15 protein-coding genes are annotated in these 25269 nt (G+C 35.2%); 5 read left to right on the forward strand and 10 right to left on the reverse strand.

All coding sequences use genetic code 11. The features are described 5' to 3' along the window. Positions 1–163 precede the first annotated feature (163 nt). From DCS95_RS17405 to DCS95_RS17430, 6 genes are all read right to left on the reverse strand, one after another. The gene (locus DCS95_RS17405) at positions 164–3496 is read right to left on the reverse strand and encodes a VCBS repeat-containing protein (RefSeq protein WP_116772071.1); all 3333 of its coding nucleotides are present in this window, start codon (positions 3494–3496) and stop codon (positions 164–166) included. Positions 3497–3654: 158 nt separating this feature from the next. After that, on the reverse strand, positions 3655–5397 hold the full coding sequence (locus tag DCS95_RS17410; protein ID WP_116772072.1) for a RagB/SusD family nutrient uptake outer membrane protein: 1743 nt from the start codon (positions 5395–5397) through the stop codon (positions 3655–3657). 4 nt (positions 5398–5401) lie between these two features. Further along, entirely contained in the window at positions 5402–8614 is a 3213-nt protein-coding gene (locus tag DCS95_RS17415; RefSeq protein WP_244178486.1) for a SusC/RagA family TonB-linked outer membrane protein, read from the reverse strand. A gap of 391 nt (positions 8615–9005) precedes the next feature. Further along, complete coding sequence (locus tag DCS95_RS17420; protein WP_116772073.1) at positions 9006–10193, reverse strand: THUMP-like domain-containing protein; 1188 nt, start codon at positions 10191–10193, stop codon at positions 9006–9008. Positions 10194–10199: 6 nt separating this feature from the next. Further along, positions 10200–11297 (reverse strand): AI-2E family transporter, encoded by a 1098-nt coding sequence (locus DCS95_RS17425; RefSeq protein WP_116772074.1) that lies wholly within the window; start codon positions 11295–11297, stop codon positions 10200–10202. A 3-nt stretch (positions 11298–11300) separates the two neighbouring features. Further along, positions 11301–11951: a DUF4159 domain-containing protein gene (locus DCS95_RS17430; protein ID WP_116772075.1), complete on the reverse strand. Its 651-nt coding sequence runs from the start codon at positions 11949–11951 to the stop codon at positions 11301–11303. A gap of 34 nt (positions 11952–11985) precedes the next feature. On the opposite strand from DCS95_RS17430, the gene DCS95_RS17435 reads away from it, so the two are divergent. Continuing rightward, positions 11986–12777: a DUF1223 domain-containing protein gene (locus tag DCS95_RS17435; protein WP_116772076.1), complete on the forward strand. Its 792-nt coding sequence runs from the start codon at positions 11986–11988 to the stop codon at positions 12775–12777. 2 nt (positions 12778–12779) lie between these two features. Here DCS95_RS17435 and DCS95_RS17440 read toward each other — a convergent pair whose 3' ends face one another. Together DCS95_RS17440 and tsaD are read right to left on the reverse strand one after the other, a co-directional pair. After that, a complete protein-coding gene (locus DCS95_RS17440) occupies positions 12780–13487 on the reverse strand; it encodes a 16S rRNA (uracil(1498)-N(3))-methyltransferase (protein ID WP_116772077.1) in 708 nt (235 codons plus the stop codon). Between the two features lie 17 nt (positions 13488–13504). Next, a complete protein-coding gene (gene tsaD, locus DCS95_RS17445) occupies positions 13505–14533 on the reverse strand; it encodes a tRNA (adenosine(37)-N6)-threonylcarbamoyltransferase complex transferase subunit TsaD (protein WP_116772078.1) in 1029 nt (342 codons plus the stop codon). A 65-nt stretch (positions 14534–14598) separates the two neighbouring features. On the opposite strand from tsaD, the gene DCS95_RS17450 reads away from it, so the two are divergent. The 4 genes from DCS95_RS17450 (at position 14599) to DCS95_RS17465 (ending at position 22161) form a co-directional block, all read left to right on the forward strand. After that, positions 14599–19050 carry a translocation/assembly module TamB domain-containing protein gene (locus DCS95_RS17450; protein ID WP_244178487.1) on the forward strand — a complete coding sequence of 1484 codons (4452 nt, stop codon included), beginning with the start codon at positions 14599–14601 and terminating at the stop codon, positions 19048–19050. Between the two features lie 158 nt (positions 19051–19208). After that, positions 19209–20195, forward strand: a complete 987-nt coding sequence (gene pfkA / locus DCS95_RS17455) for a 6-phosphofructokinase (RefSeq protein WP_116772080.1) — start codon at positions 19209–19211, stop codon at positions 20193–20195. A 24-nt stretch (positions 20196–20219) separates the two neighbouring features. Beyond that, on the forward strand, positions 20220–21221 hold the full coding sequence (gap, locus tag DCS95_RS17460; protein WP_116772081.1) for a type I glyceraldehyde-3-phosphate dehydrogenase: 1002 nt from the start codon (positions 20220–20222) through the stop codon (positions 21219–21221). An 88-nt stretch (positions 21222–21309) separates the two neighbouring features. Then, complete coding sequence (locus DCS95_RS17465) at positions 21310–22161, forward strand: N-acetylglucosamine kinase (RefSeq protein WP_058103289.1); 852 nt, start codon at positions 21310–21312, stop codon at positions 22159–22161. Positions 22162–22165: 4 nt separating this feature from the next. Here DCS95_RS17465 and DCS95_RS17470 read toward each other — a convergent pair whose 3' ends face one another. Then, entirely contained in the window at positions 22166–22546 is a 381-nt protein-coding gene (locus tag DCS95_RS17470; protein ID WP_116772082.1) for a RidA family protein, read from the reverse strand. A gap of 19 nt (positions 22547–22565) precedes the next feature. Then, positions 22566–25256, reverse strand: coding sequence for a putative LPS assembly protein LptD (locus DCS95_RS17475; protein WP_116772083.1), 2691 nt, complete (start codon positions 25254–25256; stop codon positions 22566–22568). Between the last annotated feature and the right edge of the window lie 13 nt (positions 25257–25269).

Raw genomic sequence — 25269 nt, forward strand, 5'->3', positions numbered from 1 at the left:
TTGTTATAAATCGGAATAAAAAGAGGGGTTGATCAGTCCATTAATATTACGGACTGATCAACCCCATTGAAATTAAATGTTTTAACTTAATTATTGGTAATTGTAAACTCTTGAAAAAAATTAATTTTCAGGTTTATCTTAAGGTGTTACTAATTTAATATTCTCATTTTTTCTGAAAAACTCTGATTGAGTCCCTATTTTGAGTAACTACATAATACGGTTGCCCGCCATTACTATTTTTAATAGCGGTAATATTTTTTGCATCGCCTGGAATAAAAAAGCCACTTTCTGTAGTAGGGATGGTTTTAAAATTGCCTTTTCCGTCATTTTTAAGAAGAAGGCCATTAAAAGCATCATATCTACCTACAAAAACTTCATTTCCAAAATCATTGCCAACTAACAATATATCGCTATAACCATCATCATTATAATCAATGATTTCAATATCGTTAATTGTGGAATATTGTACCTCTATGGGTAATTGATGAACCTTGAATTTTCCTTCACCTGTATTTTCAATATAAATGGTTCTATCAAAATTTGCAGTTAATTTTTTAGCTCCTTCAAGTTCTTTAGGAGTAAACAAAGTACTTTGAGTGGTGGCTGCGTATTCTTTATATAAATTAAATTTTGATCGAAATAATGGACTTTGCCCGAATAAATCTCCTCCAAAGTTTACCGGAGCTGAGATATAAGTAGTATCGCTATAATTTTTTTTCAAATAGGCGAATGCCACGGGGTCAACCGTTCCGTTATTGTCAAAGTCTTTATATAATATATTTACCGGTCTTTCTGTTGTTGGCTGATAAATATTGTTACCTCCTAAATTACCTACTACATAATCTATATCACCATCGTTATCAAAATCGGTTGCTTTTATAGTCTGCCACCAACCAAATAAACTATCTATTCCGGTTTTGTCTAAAATTTCAAATCCAGATTCTTTATTTTTAAGAAAGGTAATGGGCATATATTCACCAACAACTATTAAATCTAATCTACCGTCATTATCAAAATCTTGCCATAATGCATCGGTAAGCATTCCTATATTTCTTAGATCAGGTGCGAGGGTATCTGTAACATCCTTTAAAATCCCATTTTCATTTAATAATAAAAAACTTTTATCCGCAATTGGAAATTTAGCAAACGGAGTTCTACCTCCAATAAAAAGATCATCATAACCATCATTGTTAAAATCTCCTACGGTAACTACCGAACCACTAGCTTGAATGTTTGGCATTTTGTTTTCACTAATCTTAAAATTGCCTTTACCATCATTTATGAAAAGACGGTCGGTGTAGAATTCTGGTCCTTTCATAAACTCATTACTTCCAGAAACTAAGTATAAATCTAAATCACCATCATTGTCAAGGTCGAAGAGCGCCATGCTTTCCTCTTCAAATGTCTTATTGTAAACATCTGTATATAATGGTTTGTTAGAGAAATCACCATTCTTGTTTTGTATGAAAATCTCTGGAGCTTTTCCAGAAGAACTGCCTATAATGAAATCTTCTATTCCATCACCATTTACGTCGCCTGTAATTGTACAAGGACCGTTTTGAGTTAATTTTTTAGGTAAAATTCTTTGAACATTAAAATCGACCATATCCAGCTCATCATGCATATAATTGACACCAATAGAACTAGAAATTTCTTTTAAAATTGGCAAATTTTTCTTTTCTGTTATTGGAAAAGCTAATGAGTTCTTATCTATCTCGGTTGCATTTTTATAATCAATGCTTACAGTGGTATTGGTTTTTGGGCTATCCAGTTTTTGATATTTCCCATCGGGCCATACAACTTCAATGGATTTAATCTGATTTTTATTGTTTATTCCAAAATGGATTACATCATCTACACTAGACATATAACCTCTAGTTAAATATTGTTCATGTAATTGAAAGTTGCCTTCAGCGTCTCTCAAAACAATTTTAGAGCCGATTGCATTTCTATTTTTATCCGGACCTTCTAATTTTACCTTTAGAAAGTTTGATTTTATTTTTTCATTACTGTTCGTGTTATTTTGAAACAGAAATGCTTCGTCATTAATATTGTTTACTACGTAGTCTAGGTCGCCATCATTATCAAAATCGCAATAGGCGGCCCCATTTGAAAAGGATGGAATATCTAACCCCCATTTATTACTTGAGTTTTTAAATGTACCGTTCGCAGTATTTTCAAAAGAATAGTTTGGAATTTTTACTACAGGTATAGAATCAAGAATTTGACTTGGACTTAAAAACCTACGAACGTTAAAATTATATTCGCCAAAATCTAAATCGGTAATATCTCTAGGAAATCCGTTGGTGATAAATAAGTCTTTATATCCATCATTATCAGCGTCGAAAAATAAGGGCGACCAGCTCCAATCTGTTCTCGAAATACCTGAAAGTAATCCTACTTCGCTATAGGGGAGGTTTGGACCTTGCCCTACTTGTAGCATATTACGCATGTATTGGTGGCTGTAGCCATATCTTTTGTTCATTACATAGTCGTTATACTTTGTATCACGTATAGTAGTTTTTAATCGGTGATTGGTTTCACCTAGCATATCTAAGGTGATAATGTCTAAATAACCGTCATTATTAAAGTCGGAAATATCATTACCCATTGAAAATTTACTTTGATGCTTAATGAGATCATCAATATTATTTGAAAAAGTTCCGTTTTGATTGTTCGTATATAAGATGTCATTAGTAAGGTAATCATTACTGATGTAAATATCTGACCACCCGTCATTATTAAGGTCTGAAATTGCGATACCTAAACCATAACCTTCTATGGTTATACCTGCTTCAATAGTTACATCTGTAAAGGTATTGTCTCCATTATTGCGATAAAGCCGATCATTGCTAAGAGCGGAACCATCGGTAATTTTTTTTCTGTAATTTGATGGTAGTACATGCACATCAACATTGTTTAATACATATAAATCTAATAGACCATCATTATTGTAATCAAAAAATGTTGCGTTCATACTATTGCCCGAATCTGCAATACCATATTCATTTGCCATTTCTTTGAATTCAGGTATTCCATCATCATTCAATCCTTGATTTACAAATAACATATTGGCTTTCTCTTGCTTGGAAGGGTACATAGCCGCACAGATGTAGATATCTAAAAATCCGTCATTATTAATGTCAACTGTTGCTACACCTGTTTTCCATTTTTTTGTGGCAGAAGTTCCACTAATCTCCGTGACATCATTAAATTTTAAATTACCTTGATTTAGGTATAGCTTGTTGCTGACTTGGTTACCTGTAAAGAATACATCGGGTTTATTATCATTATTAAAGTCTCCAATAGCAACACCTCCACCATTGAAAATGTATTCACTTGTTAATATATTAAAACTGTCAGTTTCAATGATTTTATTATTGAATGTTATACCAGAATGGTCCGATTCTATTTTAGAAAATAGTTTACTGTCCGTCTTTTTACAGGAAGAAAGGGGTATTAAAATCAGTAAAATTATTGCAGAAAAAGTTTTCATACTGTTTGAAAAGATAAGTGTTGTTGATAATATCGTTTAAGAAAAATTTTAGACCGATAATTAGTAAGCTAGTTGTGTTTGATAGGCTTAAAGATAATAAAAAGAGGCTGTTTTGTTAAACAGCCTCTTTCTCTAATTATGAAATAATTTGTGCTTAATTACCAACCTGGGTTCTGTGTTAATACACCTCCACTTTGGTCAATAGCATTAATTGGAATAGGGAATAGGTTGTGCTTTTCCGTATAAGTCCCAAATTTAGAATTATAGTCGGCTTGATCAATATCATCACCTTCATTATCAATATAGGTGTTAATAGTTTCTTCGGCAATACCCCAACGTCTTAAATCAAATAAACGGTGACCTTCCATTCCAAATTCTAAACGACGCTCAAAACGAACAGCGTCGCGAGCATAATCTTGAGAAGGAAAAGAAGTATAAAGTTCTATCTGATAATTTGCTGCATCAATGTTGTCATCTTGCTTGCCATCTTCATCAAAGCCTTTAACGTATGTCATATTTTTAGCTCTATTTCTTACTTGATTAACATAAGATAAGGCCAATGCTAAATCAGGTGTTGATTTTTCAACAGCTGCCTCGGCTGCCATTAAAAGAACATCTGCAAAACGCATAACGTTATAGTTAATTCCAGACCAATCTGATCCCCAACCACCAGTTCCGCGGTTTGCGTCTACCTCATCGGCCTGATAAACATTTTTCTTTGGAAGGTATGGTCCAGAAATATCGCTGAATGAAGCTCTAATCCATTCTTTGCCAGGGTTAGGTCCAAAACCATTATAATCTATACCTCTTCTAGATACAGTATAATCTAGTCTTGGGTCTAATGGGCCTTCGAAAGGTGTAAAGTCTGTTGGAGTTTCACCATCTTCTTCATATGATGGGATACCATAATCACTAGTAACATCGGTATCTGCGAAAGTGTCAAACAAAGGTAAGCCCGATTCATCTGTTTGAAATGCGTTTACTAAATCTTGCGTTGGTTGGTAAAAACCACAACAAGTACCTAAAGGTCCGCCTCCTGGAAAATTTAATGTTCCGGCTCCGTTACCATTAAAAGAACGTCCATCATCCGATGAAAACTGAATAGCGAACATTGATTCAGCAGCGTTTTCACCTGCATAGTTGAAGTTACTTACATATTCAGCATTTAAGCTATATGGACCTTCAGTAATTACATTTTCCAATAAAGGTAAAGCTTCGTCCCACTTCTCTTGGTATATATATGCCTTAGCCAAGAAAGCTTGGGCTATCCAAAAATTAGCTCTACCATTAATAACACCCGTACCTAACAAACTAGATGCTTCTTGGAAATCAGCTTCTATTTCAGCCCATATAGGACCAGGGTTAGGTTGGTTAAATTCTTCATTTCTTAAATTCTCAACAGAAAGAAATGGTACATTACCAAAGAACTTTTGTAATTCAAAGTTGTAATAACCTCTTAAAAACAATGCTTCACCTCTTTGAGAAGATAAATCCTCATCTGGTATTTGGTCAATAAGATCTAAAACTGCATTACATCTATTTACACCACCAAAAATTGCGCTCCATCTACCTAAAAACCAGTTGTTACCAGTTTGCCAATCTAGAGTTTCAAGTTGAAATAAAGCTGTGTTGTCACCATCTTCACTACCTCTATGTGCATCATCTGCAATTACATCTGTCCACCAGTTATCTCCACCGGCAGCAACACCTTCTCCTTGACGATTAACTCGTTCGCCATCAAGAACAGAATACGCCGCTGTTAGTTTTAAATCAACTCCGGTTACATTTAATAATGCTTCATCAGAAAGTGCTCCTGTTGGAGCTATTTCGGTAAAATCGTCACTACATGCACCTAGCATCATGCATGTGAGCGTTATTGAATAAATTAATTTCTTTTTCATTTTTTTAAAATTTTAAATTAACACCTAAGGAGTAAATTGAAGCTAAAGGATAGTTGTTATCAGAAACACCTATAGTTAGGTTGTCAATAGCGCCACTATCTAAGAATCTTGGCTGTAATTCCGGGTCAACACCATCATACCCTGTGATAGTGAATAAATTGGTGCCTTGAAGGTAAAATCTAACACTGTCCATCCCCATCATTTTAGAGACTTTTTCGTTAAAAGTATACCCTATTTGAAGGTTCTTTAATCTCATGTATGATCCATCTTCAACGAAGAATGAATTGGCGGTACCTTCATTATTAGTAATACTAGAACTCAATGCTGGTAAAGAAGCATCTAAATTATCTGGTGTCCAAGAATCTAGGACACGTACACTTCTGTTTGCATCAAAGAAAGTTGGAAGATCTGTATATACTTTATCATTATTGAAGATTTCATTTCCTTGAGAACCTTGGAAGAATGCAGACATATCAAATCCTTTATAACCCATAGTAAGGTTAACTCCATATGTAAAATCTGGGTGAGGATTTCCAATAAAAGTTCTATCATCATCATTGATAACACCATCTCCTGTTATATCTCTATACTGAAATCTACCAACTCCGTCCTCTGGGGTAGCAAATCCTTGATCTGCTGCAGCAGCAACTTCTTCTGGTGTAGCAAAGATTCCTTCAACTACTCTACCGTAAAAAGATGAAATTGGTTGTCCTTCTTGAGTTCTTGTTACAGTACCAGTTGTTCTGAACCCTCCAAAACCAGTTTGAAATGCACTGATCAATTCTGTAACTTCATTTTTGTAACTAGAGAAATTCATGTCAATACCATAGCTGAAACCAGAATCAGTAACATCGGCATAACTTATCGTAGCGTCTACACCTTTATTCTCTATTGATCCTAAGTTAACGTAAGGTGGGGCAGCATCGATTGAAGTAGAACTGTATTGGCTACCATCTTGATTAATTAAATCCTTGGTTTTTATGATAAAATATTCAGCACCTAAATTAAGTTTGTTGTCAAAGAAACCTAATTCAACCCCAAAGTTGGTAGTTTCACTTGTTTCCCATCTTAAATCTGGATTTCCAACTGCATTTAACAATGCTCCAGGGGTAGCGCCTCCACTGCCGTTAAATACATAGTTACCATATTGCTCGCTCACTACCGATATATTAGTGGTAGGGTTGTTAACCGGTAAAGTTTGATTACCTAACTGACCCCAAGATCCTTTTAATTTAAAACGACTAACAGTGCCGTCTGTAGGCCAGAAATCTTCATTACTTACTACCCAACCTGCACTAAAAGAAGGGAATACATCACTCTTATTGTCACCTAGAAACCTAGATGATTCATCTTTTCTTACCGTGGCAGTTAATAAATATTTACCTGCGTAGTTATAGTTTGCCGTACCGAAAAGAGAGAACAAAGAAGAGGCATTGTCGTAGGCATAAGCAACGTTTGCAGCACCTAATCCATTGCTAAGAAGATAATATTCTGGAGTTTCAAAAAAGTAATCTGTTCTTGAAATTTCCTTGCCTTTACCTGTAACGTTAACTGCTTCAATACCAATTAAAGCATTGATGCCATGGTCACCAAAACTTTTGTTATAACTTAAAGTGTTCGACCATACCCATTCATATGAGTCTTGATCTGCTTCTCTTAAGGTATTAGTTGCTATTGGTTCAGAAGATTCTGGAATTAGAGCTCTGAAGCGTCTATCGTTGTAAGCTCTTATCGATCCACCTATAGAGGTTTTAAATTGTAACCCGTCTATTATGTCTAAAGTAGCATATACATCTCCAAAAATTCTCAAGGATTTATTGAAATCATCAGCTTGTCTATTTGCTTCTGCTACTGGGTTGTTAGGATTTGAAAGCCCGGTGTCATTACTATAGTTACCTGCATAATTGCCTTCGTCATCAAAAACCGGCACTAAAGGAGACATTCTGGTTGCAAAATTAAACCATGACTGCCCACCACTTCTTCTGTCGAACGAAATGTTTGTGTGTTCACCTATTCTAATTCTATCTCCAATTTTAAACTCTGAGTTTAAACGAACAGAACCTCTTTTAAAGCCAGTAGCAATTTGAATACCTTGTCTGTTTAAATAACTGGCAGAAAAAAGGAATTTAGATTGTTCGTTACCATTTTCTAAAGTTATAGAAGCATTTTGTGTAACGGCAGTTCTATATATTTCATCTAACCAATCTGTTCCGCCGCCAGGTTTAACCGTAGCGCTAACGGGTGCTCTTTGAATAGTAGTTGGTGTTACTGGGTTAGGTCCGTCTCCATACTGAGGGTGTGAAGGGGTAACGCCATCATTTCTTAAACTTTGAAAAATCATTTCACCATGCTGTTCTGTATTCAATAACTCAGGAACATTGGTAGCTTTAGAAAAACCAGTGTACATATCTACAGATACTCTAGCGCTATCCATATTATAGCCACCACTTTTGGTAGTTATAATGACAACACCATTAGAGGCTCTTGCCCCATAAATAGCGGCGGCACCATCTTTAAGTACGTTCATCTGGTCGATATCCGCTGGGTTGATCGAATTCAAAATACTTGGATCATCTGTTTGAACACCATCAATAATATATAAAGGGTCGTTACTGTTACCGGTACCGTAACCTCTAACTCTTACTACAGGTGTTGCTCCTGGAGAACCGTTATTAGTAATGGTTACACCCGAAACTCTACCTTGTAATGCTTCTGCAGCATTAACAATAGGGGCTTTTGTAGCCTCTGATACATCTACACTACCTACGGAACCTGTTAAATCACCTCTGGTCTGTGTAGAATAACCTGTAACGATTACCTCATCTAATGCAGCAGCATCTTCTGGTAATGTTGCATCAACACTGGTTTGGCCGTTTACAGCAATTTCAATGGTTTTAAAACCGATATAGCTAAATACCAAAGTAGCACCATCGGCTACGTTTAGAATATAGTTGCCATCGAAATCTGTTTGTGTACCATTAGTAGTACCTTTTTCTACAACATTGGCTCCAGGCAAGGGTTGACCAGATTCGTCTAGAACTGTTCCAGTAATTGTAGATTGAAGTGTCTTTACTTCAACGTTGTTTGAAGTACTTGTGTTTTCATTTGCTTGTACAAGTTGTGTACCCAAGCATACGAGCATTGATAAAACCCCAGATTTAATAAAGGAAGACCTTTTACTGGAGCCTATCAACGTGTAATCACGTTTTTGACTCATAATTGATGTTGTTTGTTAGTTTAAATTAATTGACTGAATTTTTCACTTTTTTAACTGATCATTGTGTTTAATTAATGTTAAAAAAATTGAAATCCGGTATAATAATAGCACTTTTCCTTTAATTATGGTTAATTCATTAATGTTAAATTACCGAAGACATAAAACCATATTTAGCTATTGTTATTGTAATAATCTGTATTAATAGGCGTAATCATTAGGATATCAATAATTTAGCACTATGAAAATTTTGAAATTATTAAGTTAAATTTTTAACATCTTTCTTTGATTATGTAGTAAAAAATTACGTTAAATGATAATATACAACGTTGTAGTTTGTGAAATTTCTTACTTTGTGTGGTGATGTAAAAAAGAGAATTTTTGGTTGAAAGTTTTATAGATTTTGGTAGCGAAAACATAAAATTAAAATCAGTTTTTCGTGTAAATCTGTTGTACAGAACAGGTAATTTTTTCCACCCTCTTTTAGCCCTAGTTTTTTTCTGATTTCTACCACTGAATCTGGAAAATTTCTAGTGGTGATATTGGTTTTATCGACACCCGATTTTTTAAATGATTTTTTAGAGTATTCATATATGTTTTCAATCTTGAATACTCTACCTGGAAACGTAATTAATTCTTTAGAGGTATAGAGATGTGAATTTGGATGTAATTTTTTTAGTTTGAAGTATTCTCCAACAAATTGAAAAGAGCCTGATTTTAAGATGGCTGCATTTGGTTCATATAAATATGTTTGCGGTATGGAGAAGGTGGGCATTGCATTTACTTCGTCACTTAGTTTAAAATTGAATTCTTGTTTTAGGCTATTTTTAAAATTGATCGTTTTTATATTTGGTTCTTGTTCGTAATTTTTTGTCATCAACCATAGAATTTCTTTTACATCATTGTTTACAGCTACAATATGTATTTCTTTTACGTTGCTCAATTCTGTTAATCCAATTTTTAAATCTAGAAGCGGACCGGTTTTAATCAGTAGGTTGTTAGCTTTAGTGAAAAGAAAAGATGTTTCAGTAGATATGTTTGGTTCACAATCAGATAAATAATAAACTTTTTTGTTGTTTCTATCCCGTCTAGATGGGTCTATGTACAACCAATCAAAATTACTAGCAGTGTTTTTTAAAAATTCTAGTCCGTCATCAGCGATACAGCTTATATTGTCTGCTCCCAATTGATCAAAATTATGTTGAGCTATTAAAGAAAGGTCGTTATTCTTTTCTATATGGGTAACGTGTTCAAACTTTTGGGCAAAAGCGAATGAATCTACTCCAAAACCTCCTGTTACATCAGCTATGGTTTTACCACTCAATAAACATGCTTTATAGTTGGCGGTTATTTCTGATGATGTTTGAGATAGGTTGAGTTTATTTGGGTAATATATAGTTGTAGCCTCAAACCAAGTGGGTAGTTTTGTTTTCGCCTTTGATTTCGATTCTATTTGTTCTACCAGTTCTTTTTGAGAAACATTATTGAATTTAGGTTTTGATAAAAGTATGCGGTGGACATCGGTTTTAAGGTTGTCGTCAATGAATTTTTGAACTTCAGGTTGTAGTATTTCTTTGTTCACGTATGCCTATAGGTTATGGGTAAGTGATTTTACTATGGGGTTGTCGGACAAAAATTCCTTTAAAATAACTTTGATGGCTGTATAACCCGGTACTGCAACTATCATACCTACTACTCCAAACAACAGGCCCGCAATGATGATTACCAAGAAAATTTCTAACGGATGAGATTTTACGCTGTTGGAAAATATAAAGGGTTGCGAGAAAAAATTATCAACTAGCTGCCCAAAGAGCAATCCTAAAAATACATACCCCGTTTTTGGTAAAATAACTTCACTAAAATTTGACCCTAAATTACTGGTCATTGTTAAGGTTAACATAATTACACCGCCAATAATAGGACCTATGTAGGGTATAATGTTGAATAAAGCGCATAAGAATGCGATAACCACCGCGTTTTCTATACCTACTATTAGCAAAACAATGGTGTAGATGACAAAGAGAATGAAAATTTGAAGTAATAGACCAACGAAATATCTAGAAAGCAAGCCATTTATTTTTCCAATGGAATTTGTTGTGCCCTTCTTTTTATCTACTGGAACGAAAATTAATAATCCGTGCTCAAATAGTTTGCTGTCCTTTAAAAAGAAAAAAGAAATAAAAAGTACTGAAAATAAACCGATACTCGCTGAGCTCAGTACATTTAAAAATGAATTTAAAAAGTTGGGTATAAACCCTATATCTAATCCTTGTAAAATGTTTCTTTCGAAACCGGGATCTTCAAAAACATCTTCAACTATATGTGAAGAGAGACCTAAGTGGTTGGTTATTTGATGGTACAACGTGTTTAAACTAACTTGAAGTTCATCAATATCTAATAAAGATAAATTTTTACCTTGCTCGGATAATAACGGAATGAACAAGGCTATTATGCCAGCTAAAATCCCTACCATTAATAGCATTGTTATAATTACCGCTAATATGTTCGGTAGTTTTAATCTTCTAAAAAAACGAACTAGTGGACTGCCAATAAGTGCAACCACTGCAGCAATAGCCAAATATGCCAAAACCGATTGAATGGTGTACAAAAAGTAGAGTAGAAATACAATGCCTACCAAAACGCCTACAGCTCTTAAAATGCCCTGTGAAATTGTCTTTGATGTCATATTTTAATTTTTAAAGGCGTAAGTAATAATATTGGCACCCATTTCAAGCGCTTTTTTTCTAACCTCTGCAGGGTCATTGTGTACAGTTGGATCTTCCCAGCCGTCACCTAAATCAGATTCTGATGTAAACAGCAGTACTATTCGGTTATTTTCTGAAATAGCAAAAGCTTGTGGTCGTTGTCCGTCGTGCTCATGTATTTTGGGTAATCCTTTTGGAAAAGAGTAAGTGTTGCTAAAAATTGGGTGGTCGGCTCCTAATTCCTCCAGTTCTTTGTTTGGGAAGAGTTTTTTTAGTTCTCTGGTAATGTAAGGCTTCATGCCATAGTTGTCATCAATATGTAAAAACCCGCCAGAGAGGAGGTAGTTACGCAAATTTTCTATCTCCTCATTTGAAAATACAACATTACCATGTCCTGTCATATGTAAATATGGATATTGAAAAATAGAGCTGCTGCCAACCTCTACCGTTTCAGGTTTGTTTTTTAACGTGGTACCTATATTGTCGTTGCAAAATTTTATAAGGTTGGGTAAAGCGGTGGGGTTGGCATACCAATCGCCACCACCTTGATATTTTAATATGGCTATTTCTTGAGCGTATAAGGTGTAACATGTGAAAGACATGATAAGAGCAAGGTAGATAGTAAGTTTCTTCATTTTATTTCGAATAATAGAATATAATAATGCTATTATGTTTGATAAAAAATTTTATGTTTCCGTATTTTCTGTAGTCGGTCTATTGCTAACAACTATTATTTGGTCTCAATCGAGTAAAGATAATAAAGTTGATGCTGCTTTGTTTTCTGATCAATCAGAAAAATTATCGAACGGTATAGTAGTACTTGAATTGTTTACCTCGCAAGGATGTTCTAGTTGTCCGCCAGCAGATGCATTATTGGAGACAATAAAAAATACCTATCCGGATAATGTTTTTGTTTTGAGCTATCATGTAGATTATTGGAATTATATAGGTTGGGAAGACCCTTTTAGCGATAAGAATTATACCGTAAAACAGAGTAGGTATAATACCAAGTTTAAATACAGAGGAAATTATACACCAGAATTAATTGTAAATGGAACAGAGCATATGGTGGGTTCTAATAAAACTAATGTAATTGAGGCCATTGATAAATATAGTACTATAGAATTTCAGAATATGCTTGGTATTTCTAGTGTACGTAGAAGTAAAGAAAAGGTGTCTTTTGAATATAAGGTAGATGGTGATGTTTTAAATAAGGAGATCAGGGCTGTTCTGTTACTTAACGAGCGAACTACAAAAGTCAAAAATGGCGAAAATCGTCATAGAACCTTAAAAAACAGCAATATTGTTGTTGCTGAAGAATATATGCTCCTTAAAAAAACAAGTGGTGTAGGTGTCATAGAGATACCAAGTATCGTTAAAGAAGGTGAAAATATTACCCTAATGTTATTTGTAGAAAACCAAGAGGCAGATATTACAGGTGCTGCCAAAGCGCACTTGTAATACTATCCATTATTGATAGAGGCGACTATAGTGCAGGCTACTATTGCCGCGGTCTCGGTTCTTAATCTGGTTTTACCCATAGCTACCGGTGCGTAACCTTTTTGTAATGCACGTGCAATTTCTTGAAGTGAAAAATCACCTTCCGGACCAATTAAAATTGTGATATCCTTATCGGCGGTCACCCTCCTTTTAAGTTCGTGTCTTTCCGTTTCTTCACAGTGTGCTATAAACTGTAAGCCTGTTACAGGCTTATCTAAAAACTCGCTTAATGGTATGGGGTCGTTAAGTACGGGCAAATAAGTTTGTAAAGATTGTTTCATTGCTGATTCTAACACTCTATTCATGCGCTCCAATTTTAAAACTTTACGTTCAGAACGGTCGCAAATAATTGGGGTTATTTCATCGACACCAATTTCTGTAGCTTTTTCTAAAAACCACTCATACCGGTCATTCATTTTTGTAGGGGCTACGACCATATGCAATTTGTGGGATTTTGCATGTGTTTTTTTAGATGAAATGATTTCTACCTCGCATTTTTTAATAGTATCGCCAATAATGTTAGCTTCAAATAAATATCCGCTACCATTGGTGATCCATAACTGGTCGCCAATTCTTTTTCTGAGCACCTTAATAATATGCTTGCTTTCATTACTGTCAAAGGTGAAAGAATTAGCGGTAGGTTCTAGATCGGGTGTGTAGAAAAGTTGCATTTGGTTTATGTTTAATGTTAGGAGATAACATATCTGGCTTTAGCCGTTACATCTTGATGCGAGAATATTTCATTTTTATATTTAAGGTATCCTACTATACCAATCATTGCTGCATTATCTGTGCAGAACTCAAATTTAGGTATGTATGTTTTCCATCCGTATTTTGTTTGTGCTTCGGTCAAGACATTGCGTATTCCTGAGTTTGCAGAAACTCCGCCACCTATAGCAATTTCTTTTATGCCCGTTTGCTTAACTGCTTTTTTCAATTTTTTCATCAGAATAGTAATGATGGTATATTGAATAGATGCGCATATATCCTCTAAATTATTTTTTATAAAATCAGGATCTGCTTTGGTCTGTCTTTGTATAAAATAAAGAATGTTTGTTTTCAATCCGCTAAAACTAAAATCCAGGTCCTTTACATTGGGTATTGGGAAATCAAATTTATGAGGATTACCTGTTGCTGCATACTTGTCTATTAGAGGTCCGCCAGGGTAGGGCAATCCTAATATTTTGGCACTTTTGTCGAAAGCTTCTCCTACGGCATCGTCAAGGGTTTGCCCAATGATTTTCATGTCGAAAAAATCATTTACTTGTACAATTTGGGTATGTCCGCCACTTATTGTCAAGGCTAAAAAAGGAAATGAAGGTGCTTTCATGGTTTCCTCTTTAATAAAATGAGCCAAAATGTGGGCTTTCATATGGTTGACTTCGATCAAAGGAATCTGTAAACCAAGTGATAAGGATTTGGCAAAAGAGGTGCCTACCAATAAAGAACCCATTAGTCCAGGTCCGCGTGTAAATGCTATGGCTGATAATTGTTTTTTATCGATATTTGCTTTGGCTAATGCTTGGTGCACTACAGGTACAATATTTTGTTGATGGGCTCTTGAAGCAAGTTCTGGTACAACCCCTCCATATTCTTTGTGAATTGCTTGGGTAGCCACAACATTACTGAGCACTTTATCGTTCATTAAAACTGCCGCAGAAGTGTCGTCACAAGAAGATTCAATAGCAAGTATATAAATTGTTTTGTGCTCCAGCATATTTGGAATAAATTTTGAATAACAAAGGTAAAACATAAAGACCTATCAAAAAACTGAGAAAAATATTGGTTAGAACATTATTAGTGCTATTGCTGATATGTGTTTTAGGTACCATCATTTTTTCGTTGCCAGTGGTTCAGACCTTATTGGCACAGTTCGCTACGAAAAAAATTAACGATCAGTACGGTACCCATATCAATATTGATAGGTTAAAAGTGTCGTTGATTTCTTGGAATACAGGTTTGCAAGGAGTATACATAGAAGACTATCAACAAGACACGCTGTTTTATGTAAATGAGCTTAAGACATCGATTTTAAGTTTGGGAAACTTGGCTCAAGGTAATCTGGAGTTTGGAGATATTTCTGTTGATGAACTAAATTTTAAGCTCAAAACTTATTTTGGAGAAAGAAATACAAACCTAGAGGTATTTGTAAATAAATTGGATGATGGTAAACCAAGGGCAGAGGGAACGCCTCCTTTTAAATTATCTTCTTCTAAAGTCGATATCGCCAAGAGCAGGTTTAAATATATAGACGAAAATTTACAAAATACTACAGTTTTAAATTTTGATAGTTTAAATATTAGTGCCGGTGATTTTTTGATTCTGGGACCAGAAGTTTCAGCCGATATTCAAGAAATGGCTTTCTATAGTAAAAGGGGCTTAAAAGTAGATCGTATGGCAACTAACTTTAAATATACCAAGCAACAAATGCGTTTTGATTCTTTACAGATTAAAACTCCTTTATCTGAATTGGATGGCAATTTGGTTTTTAATTATAACAGAGAAGACTTTGCCGATTTTTTAAATAAGGTGAATGTAGTTGCCGAGTTTAAGGAATCTAAAGTGGCATTTGATGAAGTTAATTTACTTTATGATGAATTTGGAAAAGGCAAAGAGGTTACATTCAATGCCAATGTAAACGGAGTATTGAACGATTTAAATACAGATGACCTCTTCTTGTTTTCAGATGATACCGGTATACGAGGTAACTTTAATTTTAAGAACCTTTTTAACAAGCAGAAACCGTTCAGTTTAGATGCTGAAATGAGAAATGTTACAAGTAGCTATTATCAATTAAATGCTTTATTGCCTAATTTAATTGGTAACTCTCTGCCTTCATCATTTAGTAAATTAGGGCAATTTACCATTCGTGGTAATGCATTTATTACCAATTCGTCCATAGATGCCAAGGTGAATTTAAATACTGCGGTGGGCAGTAGTTATGCAGATATTGTACTGAGTGACTTCAATAATATTGACAATGCCACCTATAAAGGTTTTATTTCTTTAATAGATTTTGATTTGGGTGATTTTGCCGAGAATAAAAACTTAGGTAAAACTACTTTAGATTTTAATGTAGAAGGAAAAGGTTTTGTAAAGGAAAAACTGAATACCGAGGTAATTGGTCAAATTTATTCTATTGAGTTTAATAAATACAATTATCAAGATATTCGTGTTTCCGGTATCATAAAAGATCAGCTGTTCGATGGTTCGTTGGTGAGTAACGATGAGAATTTTAAATTCGATTTTAAAGGTCTTGCCAATGTTGCCGAAACCAGAAACAACTTCAACTTCATCGCCTCGGTAGATTATGCAGATTTAAAAAAACTGAATATTATTAACGATAGCGTATCTGTATTTAAAGGAAATGTTAGTATGGATATCACCGGTACAACATTAGATAATATTGTTGGTGATATTAATTTTACCCAAACAAGTTATCAAAATAAAAACGACACCTATTATTTTGAAGATTTTGCGGTGACATCAAGTTTTGATCAAGAAAGGGAACGTACAATCAATATTAATTCTCCAGATATAATTACCGGTTTCATGAAAGGTAATTTTAAGGTGAGGGAGTTGGGTAAACTTGTGCAGAACTCATTGGGTAGTATTTATACAAATTATAGGCCTTTTCAAATATCAGATGGTCAAAACCTTTCTTTCAATTTTAAGATCTACAATAAAATTGTTGATGTGTTTTTTCCAGAAGTTCGCTTTGATCCAAATACTTTTATTAAAGGTAATATAGTAGCGGATGAAGGCGATTTTAAATTGAATTTTGAGTCGCCAAGTATAGAGGCCTTTGGTACAGCGGCAGATAAAATTGAAGTTCGTATCGATAACAAAAACCCGCTGTTCAATACCTATGTGTCGGTCGGGGAATTAGATACGCCTTATTACAATTTTAAAGATTTCAACTTGATCAACACCACCTTAAAGGATACCTTGTTCTTTAGATCTGAGTTTAAGGGAGGTAGTGAGTTCAATGATTCTTATAACCTCAATTTTTATCATACGTTCAATAAGGATAATAAATCTGTTATTGGTCTTAAAACCTCAGATGTCAATTTTAAAGGTAATAAGTGGGTATTAAATAAAGAAGGCAATACAAAGAATAAAGTAATTTTAAATAGGGCTCTAGACAGTATTACAATACAAGAAATTGTAATGAACAATGAGGAAAAGGAGCAAATTAGGTTAAAAGGGCAATTGGCTGATTCTACCTATAAAGACCTGCAGCTGCAATTTAAAATTGTTTCATTAGATAAGATTACGCCTGTTATTGATAGTTTAAAATTACAAGGGGAAGTAAATGGAACACTAAATGTATTACAGAAAGATGGTATTTATTTGCCTTCCTCAAATCTAAATATCGATAAATTTGGCATTAACGACATTCCGTTAGGCGACTTGGCTATAAGTATTATTGGTAATAGAGATTTGACCGAATTTCAGGTAAATTCTCAGTTGTCTGATAATGGTTTGGAAAAATTTAGTGTCGTTGGTAGTATAGAGAATAGGGGAGATGTTCCTAGGGCGAATTTAATTGCCAATCTTAATAACTTTAATTTAGAGCCCTTTAGTCCTTTGGGTGAAGGGGTTATTGATCATATTAGGGGAGAGGTCGATGGTAGGGTCAGTATTAAGGGAAATGTGGATAATCCTATTTTTAACGGACTCCTAACTTTGGACAATGCTGGTATAGCCGTACCTTATTTAAATGTAGATTATGAATTTGCACCACGCTCTCGAGTCGTTTTAAGTAATCAAACATTCGATTTTGAAAATATAGCCTTAAAAGATGTAGCCAAAGGTACCACCGCTAATTTAGATGGTACCATTACCCATAGTTTCTTTAAAGATTGGGTGTTAGATTTAAATGTGGATACACAGAATGAACGGTTCTTAATATTAAATACCGAATTTAAAGAAGGTGAGCTTTATTATGGTACGGGTTATTTAAATGGTACGGGGCGTATTTATGGACCAACTACCGCTTTGAATATTACGGTTGACGGTACTACAGCAAAAGGAACTTCTTTAAAAATTCCGCTGAGTGATGTAGCTAGTGTAGGTGATTATTCCTTTATAAATTTTATTGAAAAGAATGATAGAAAGAGAATTGAAAGTCAACGCCAGTTAAAAGACTATCAAGGTTTGGAGCTTGAATTCAATTTAGATGTAACGCCAGATGCCGAAGTTGAAATTGTTACGGATACAAAAACGGGAAGTTCACTAAAAGGAACCGGGGTCGGTATTATTTTAATACAGATCAATACAAACGGTAAATTTGAAATGTATGGTGATTACGTTGTAGTAACCGGTGAATTCAATTATAAGTTTGGGGGTATTATAGATAAGAAATTTTCTGTTGAACCTGGTGGAACTATTAATTGGGACCAAAAACCATTGGAAGCCATACTGAATATGGAGGCTGTATATTCATTGAATGCTAACCCGGCACCGCTATTGGATGATGCAGGTTTTACCCGTAGAATACCTACAGATGTTATTATAAGCTTAACGGGGCAGTTGCAAAAGCCAGATATTGATTTCGGTATCGATTTTCCTGGAACCAATTCCGTTGTTAAATCAGAATTGGAATATCGTTTGCAGGATCCTACCGTAGAAGAAAAGAATGCTATATTCTTATTGGCGCAAGGTACCTTTGTGAATTCCCAGAGTGGAATCAATCAACAAGCGATTACCGGTAATTTAGTGCAAAGTGCATCAAGTATTTTGAATTCCATTTTAAGTGGTGGTAATGATAAGTTTAATCTTGGTTTATCTTACGAGCAAGGTATATTGGATCGTTCTGCCGATATAGAGACAGATGATCGTATTGGTGTTACGGTTTCTACCCAAATATCAGATAGAATTTTATTCAATGGTAAAGTTGGGGTTCCGGTAGGTGCGTCAAGTGAAACTTTGGTGGCCGGCGATTTTGAAATACAAGTTTTATTAAACGAAGAGGGTACTTTGAGTGCAAATTTCTTTAGTAGACAAAGTGAAATTCAGGCATATTTATCGGATCTTCAAGGGTCCACTCAAGGCGCAGGTATCTCATACGAGGTTGATTTTAATAATTTTAGGGAGCTTTTTCAGAAAATACTGGCAACAAAGCCTAAGGAAAAAGAAGAGCCTGTTAGAGAAATTGAAAGCCCTTCTTCAGTTATGGGCAATGATAGTCTTATTCGTTTTTACGATAAGTCAAAATCATTAAATCGATAACTAAATGCAATCTAATTGTTAAGTATTTAAGCTTTTTAAGAAATTAACCATCAATATGTTACAACGAAATCCTTTTCGTTGATTTTTTCTTAAAATGCGATGGCAGAATATTCCGTTTTTGACTAAGATTCATTAATTTCGTTGGCTTAAATTTTTCAATGATATCACAAATTAAAAAAATAGCAGTGCTGACTTCAGGGGGTGATTCTCCTGGCATGAATGCAGCAATTAGATCGGTTGTTCGTACATGTGCCTATATGAAGGTAGATTGTGTTGCAGTCTACAGAGGGTATCAGGGTATGATAGAAGGGGATTTTAAACCAATGGATGCCCGTAGCGTAAACAATATTATCAATAAAGGTGGTACTATTCTAAAATCTGCTAGATGTAACGATTTTAGAACACCGGAAGGAAGAAAAATAGCTCATGATCAACTATTGAAAGCCGGTATAGATGCTTTTGTAGTTATAGGTGGTGATGGTAGTTTTACAGGGGCCATGATATTTAACAGGGAGTATAATTTTCCTGTAATAGGTATTCCCGGTACCATTGATAACGATATTTTTGGTACTACCTTTACACTAGGCTTCGACACAGCTTTGAATACTGTGGTAGAATGTATTGATAAAATTCGCGATACGGCAAGTTCTCATAACAGATTGTTTTTCGTTGAAGTTATGGGAAGAGATGTTGGGCACATTGCATTGAATGCAGGTGTTGGCGCTGGTGCAGAAGAAATCTTGATTCCCGAAGAAAATTTAGGGTTAGATAGATTGCTTGAATCTCTAAAGAGAAGTAAAGAGTCTGGTAAGTCTTCAAGTATTGTAATAGTTGCCGAAGGAGATAAATCTGGTAAAAACGTATTCGAACTTAAAGAGTATGTTGAAGAGCATTTACCTATATATGATGTACGTGTATCGGTATTAGGGCATATGCAAAGAGGTGGTGCGCCATCTTGTTTTGATCGTGTACTTGCCAGTAGAATGGGAGTTAAGGCAGTTGAGGCATTATTAGAAGGCAAAACAAACCTTATGGTGGGTATACAGGATAACCAACTTACACTAACGCCAATTAACAAGGCGATAAAAGGACATACGAAAATTGATAAGGAACTTATACGAGTTTCAGAAATAATGACTACATAATTTTAAATAATAAAAAGAGAGAAAATGTCAAATTTGAAAATAGGAATAAACGGATTCGGTAGAATAGGTAGATTGGTCTTCAGAACAACGGTAAAACGTGGTGATGTTGATGTGGTTGCTATCAATGATTTATTAGATGTTGAGCACTTGGCTTACTTGTTAAAGTACGATTCTGTTCACGGTAAATTCGATGGTACGGTTGATGTAAAAGATGGTGATTTGATCGTAAACGGTAAAACTGTGCGTATTACTGCAGAAAGAGATCCAAAAAACTGTAAGTGGGACGAGGTTGGTGCTACTACCGTTGCGGAGTGTACTGGTATTTTCACAACTTTAGAAACTGCTCAATATCATATTGATGGTGGAGCTAAAAAAGTGGTTATTTCTGCTCCATCTAAAGATGCTCCAATGTTTGTAATGGGTGTAAACCATACTGAGGTTACAGCTGATAATACAATTGTATCTAATGCATCTTGTACTACAAACTGTTTAGCGCCAATGGCTAAAGTATTGAATGATAGCTTTGGTATTGAAGAAGCGTTGATGACTACGGTACACGCAACTACTGCTACTCAAATGACCGTTGATGGTCCTTCAAAGAAAGACTGGAGAGGTGGTAGAAGTGCAATGTTGAACATAATACCTGCTTCTACAGGTGCTGCAAAAGCGGTAACCAAGGTAATACCTGCATTAGAAGGTAAACTTACAGGTATGGCATTTAGAGTTCCTACTGCCGATGTATCTGTAGTTGATTTAACAGTACGTCTTGAAAAAGAAACTTCTTACGAAGAAATTAAAAAAGCATTTAAATCTGCCTCTGAAGGTGAGTTGAAAGGTGTTTTAGGATATACTGAAGAATCTGTCGTTTCTCAAGATTTTGTTGGTGAGTCTCACACAAGTGTTTTTGATGCAGGTGCAGGTATTGAGTTGAATTCTAAATTCTTCAAGTTAATCTGCTGGTATGATAACGAAGCTGGTTTCTCCAATAAAATGGTAGACCTTATTCAGCACGTTAACACGTTGTAAGCATCATTTTAGTATAACAATAATATATCCTGAAAATGAGGCTTTTGCGTCTTGTTTTCAGGTTTATTTTTTTAAAGACATTCGGTATATGATTTTAATAGTAGATAGTGGCGCAACCAAGTCAGATTGGATTGCTTTAGATGAAAATGGCGAACAGCTTTTTTTAACGCAAACATTGGGTTTAAGTCCAGAGGTGTTGACAAAAGATGTCATAGAAGATCGCTTAGCGAATAATTTTGAACTTTCTAAGAACAGGGAGAAAGTTAGTCATCTGTACTTTTATGGTGCCGGCTGTGGTACCGATCGTATGAAGGTCTTTTTGAAAGGGATATTTAAAGACTTCTTTCCTAATGCAAAAGCAGATGTAAAAGAAGACACGTATGCGGCAATTTTTGCTACTACCAAAGTTGGTCATCAAGGTATCGTTTGTATTTTGGGGACAGGGTCTAATTGTAGTTATTATGATGGTAACCAATTATTTCAAAAAGTAACCTCATTGGGCTATATTCCTATGGATGATGGTAGTGGAAATTTCTTTGGCCGTAAGTTGATACGTGACTACTACTTTCATAAAATGCCATCTGATCTAGCACATAAGTTTGCGGCATCACATGATTTAGATGCCGATGTGATTAAGGAGAACTTGTACAAGCAGCCAAACCCAAATACGTATTTAGCTACTTTTGCTCGGTTTTTAATTGAAAATAAAGATCACCCGTACTCAAAAGGGGTAATTGATAAAGGTTTTCAGCAGTTTATAAATAACTATGTAATGCAGTTTGAATTGGCTACCAAGGTGCCAATCAATTTTGTGGGTAGTATTGCCCATTATCTAAGAGATGAATTAACATCTGTTTTACTTAGAAATGATTTGATAGTTGGTGTTATTAGACAAAGACCTATTGAGGGACTTGTTGAGTTTCACAGATCTAATATGTAGAAATTTATTTTACTGCAATCATTGAAATTTCAACATTTACAAACTTAGGTAAATTTGCTACTTCAACCGTTTCTCTCGCAGGTGCTGTGTCGGCATTAAAATAGGTAGCATAAACCTCGTTAACTTCGGTGAACTGATTCATGTCACTAAGAAAAATAGAGGACTTCACAACATTTTCAAAGGTCATTTCAGCTTCGGTTAAAATGGCCTTTAAATTTTCCATAGACTGTTTTGTTTCCAATTTAATATCTCCAGAAACTAGCTCTCCACTTTTTGGGTCGATTGGAATTTGACCGGAAATATATAAGGTGCCATTACTTAAAATAGCTTGGTTATATGGTCCTATCGGTGCTGGGGCATTCTCGGTATTTATAATCTTTTTCATAGTAGCTAGTATTTAAACATTAGTTCTGGCTTCTGTTTTCCCACTTAAGATCTTTCAGAATTGATGAATCTATACCAATAAAGAAATACCATCTTTTATATGTGCCAAAAGGCGTCCAGTTAAAACGCATGGTAAAACTCTTTAGATCTCGTTGAAAACGTAATTGCGTTAAAGTAAAACCTTGATTTTTAAAATCGTAACCCGAAGAACCTCCTACAGACCACCTTGGGGCTAGTTCAATATCTCCAGAAAACATTAAAGAGTGGCTGCTAAATTCATTTTGCCTAGCGGTATTGCTATAATTTGCCGAATAAGCTAATCTAAAATTCCAAGGAATCTTGGTGCCGTAAACGGGGTTTTCTACATCGGCATTTTTGTCGTCTTTTTTAATGGGGTTTGAATTGAAATCATCGGCCCTACCAAATAGATCATCGTCTCTACCGCCACTTTGAGCAACATAGTCAAATGGATCTAATTCTTCTTCATCTTCTTTTCTGCCTTTATCGTCTTTCTTACCGAACATATCACTGCTAATTGAGTAAGATACGTTGGCGTTTGCCCTTGTCAGTCTAAAAAGGCTTCCGCCATTGTCAATATTCCATGTGTCAATTCTAGTGCCGTTATTGTCAATTGCGTATGGGTCTAAACCTGCAGAAAAGTTAATCGACATCTTATTGTCAAGAATACTTGTTCCTCCGTTAATGCTTAAGGGGTTTAAGCGGAGGGAATCCGATACAAAATTATAACCTGTTGATATATTGAAATTGCTTAGAAGCGATACCTTTTTAGGCTCTAACTTGGTGGAATCTTTGTCTTTTACTTTTGCTTCTAAAGTGTTAGCCAAAGAGAAACTTAAGCTGTTTGATTTACCTAAAGACGGTGCTCCATTAAGTGTGCCCGTAAATCGGCTATACTGCACTTCTACGCCATCTTCACCAAGATATTCGTCATAAAACTGTTCAAAAGAAGGAGCATAACCATAGCTAAGTGATGGTCTCATGGTGTGTCTTATGGCTTGTATTTTTTTGTCTTCACCAAAATTGAAAGTTCCATAAAGTGTCGTTCCAATACTAGCGCTAAAATTATAGGTGTTATAGCGGTCAAACCCACTTATGGTGTCCCTTACGACCTCGTCAAGATCTTCATCATAACTTTGGTTGTACGTTTCTAGTGTCCATACATCTTCGTAGTTACCGCCCACGCTGACACTGAAAAACTTGGCTACTTTAAAGTTGGTTGCAACTGGTATACTATGGCTGGCACCTACACGGGCATTGTCGAACATTTTCGAAGTAAAAAAATCTTCATCGTTGGTGGTCAATCGATTCTGAGCATTGACGCTGTATTGAAAGTTAATATTGTCGATTATACCCTTTTTTATGCCATCGCGCTTTACAAACGGATAAATACGCTCTACACTTGCTTGAAATGTAGGTAAGGTCATATTGATATTATCGTCGTCATCATCATCATCTGTTGCAACTGATGTTAGTTGTGAATGGGTAGCGGTCATACTCATGTTCACAGAAGGATAATTTGGAAATGTTTTAGAGTATGATATCGATGATGATAAGGTATTGTTTTGTGTGTTCGGTAAATTTCGTTGTTGTAATGAATTTTGATAATAATCACTACTACCTAAGTTTACGGATGCGGAGAATCTGGAGTTCGGACTCGCCTTGGTGTCTTGCGTATGTGAAAATTGAATATTGTAGTTTCTTGAAAGGCTGTAGTCACTAAACCCCTTTTGACTGTTAACTATATTTTCGAATCTTAGGTTTACATTCCCTCTATATTTATATCTTTTGGTGTAAATAGATGCAGTTCTAAAGGCGTAACTTCCGTTTGTATAAAAATCTCCTGTAAGGGTAATATCGGCATAGTCGCCCAATGGTACGTAATAACCCATATCCTGTAAAAAGTATCCGGCATCTGGATCGTTACCAAAAGCGGGCATAAGCACCCCTGCAGATCTACCAACACTTAATGGAAAATAGGCAAATGGCATTGCAATCGGTGTTGGCACATCTGCAATGTATAAATTACTGAACCCGGCAATTACTTTTTTCTTAGGTACAAATTTTGCCTTTCTTACTCTTATATAGTAATCTGGGTTAATAGTGTCTGTTGATGTCGTTAGTTTAGCTTCACTTAAAAAGTAAACCGAATCATTTTCCTTTTTGGTGATTTCGGCATACACTTTCATGGCATCGCTACCTAGTGCACCAGCTGCAGCTTGTTGTTCTGTTCTAGAATTCCAAATAAGAGCTTTCTGCGTATCAAAATTAAATCGGATGGAATCTGGTATAACAATGTTAGAGCCTTGCTTAAAATAGGGTAGCTGCGTATAATTGCCTAAAGAATCTACCATTCTACCGGCATAGACCTCATTTTTAATGTAATCCATTATAATGATACCAGCTTTTAATTCGGTATCTTGATAATAGATTTCCGCTTCATTATAAAGATAGATTTTGTTCTCTTTTTGGCTCAATTTCACATAATCTTTAGCCTTATAGGTAATTTTATCTAGTAGTAGTGGAGGCTTTTGGTTTAGTGAATCTGCTGCTAAAGAATCATTTGCTATAGAGTCTCTAATTGCGGATGGTGGAAATAACGGCGCGATTATTGAATCTCTATCTGCTTTGATATTCAGCGGAGTAATTTTACCTTCTTGACCAATGGCAAAAAAACCACAGACAACAACCATGAATAGGAAAAGT

Source organism: Maribacter litoralis (assembly GCF_003075045.1).
Classification (GTDB): domain Bacteria; phylum Bacteroidota; class Bacteroidia; order Flavobacteriales; family Flavobacteriaceae; genus Maribacter; species Maribacter litoralis.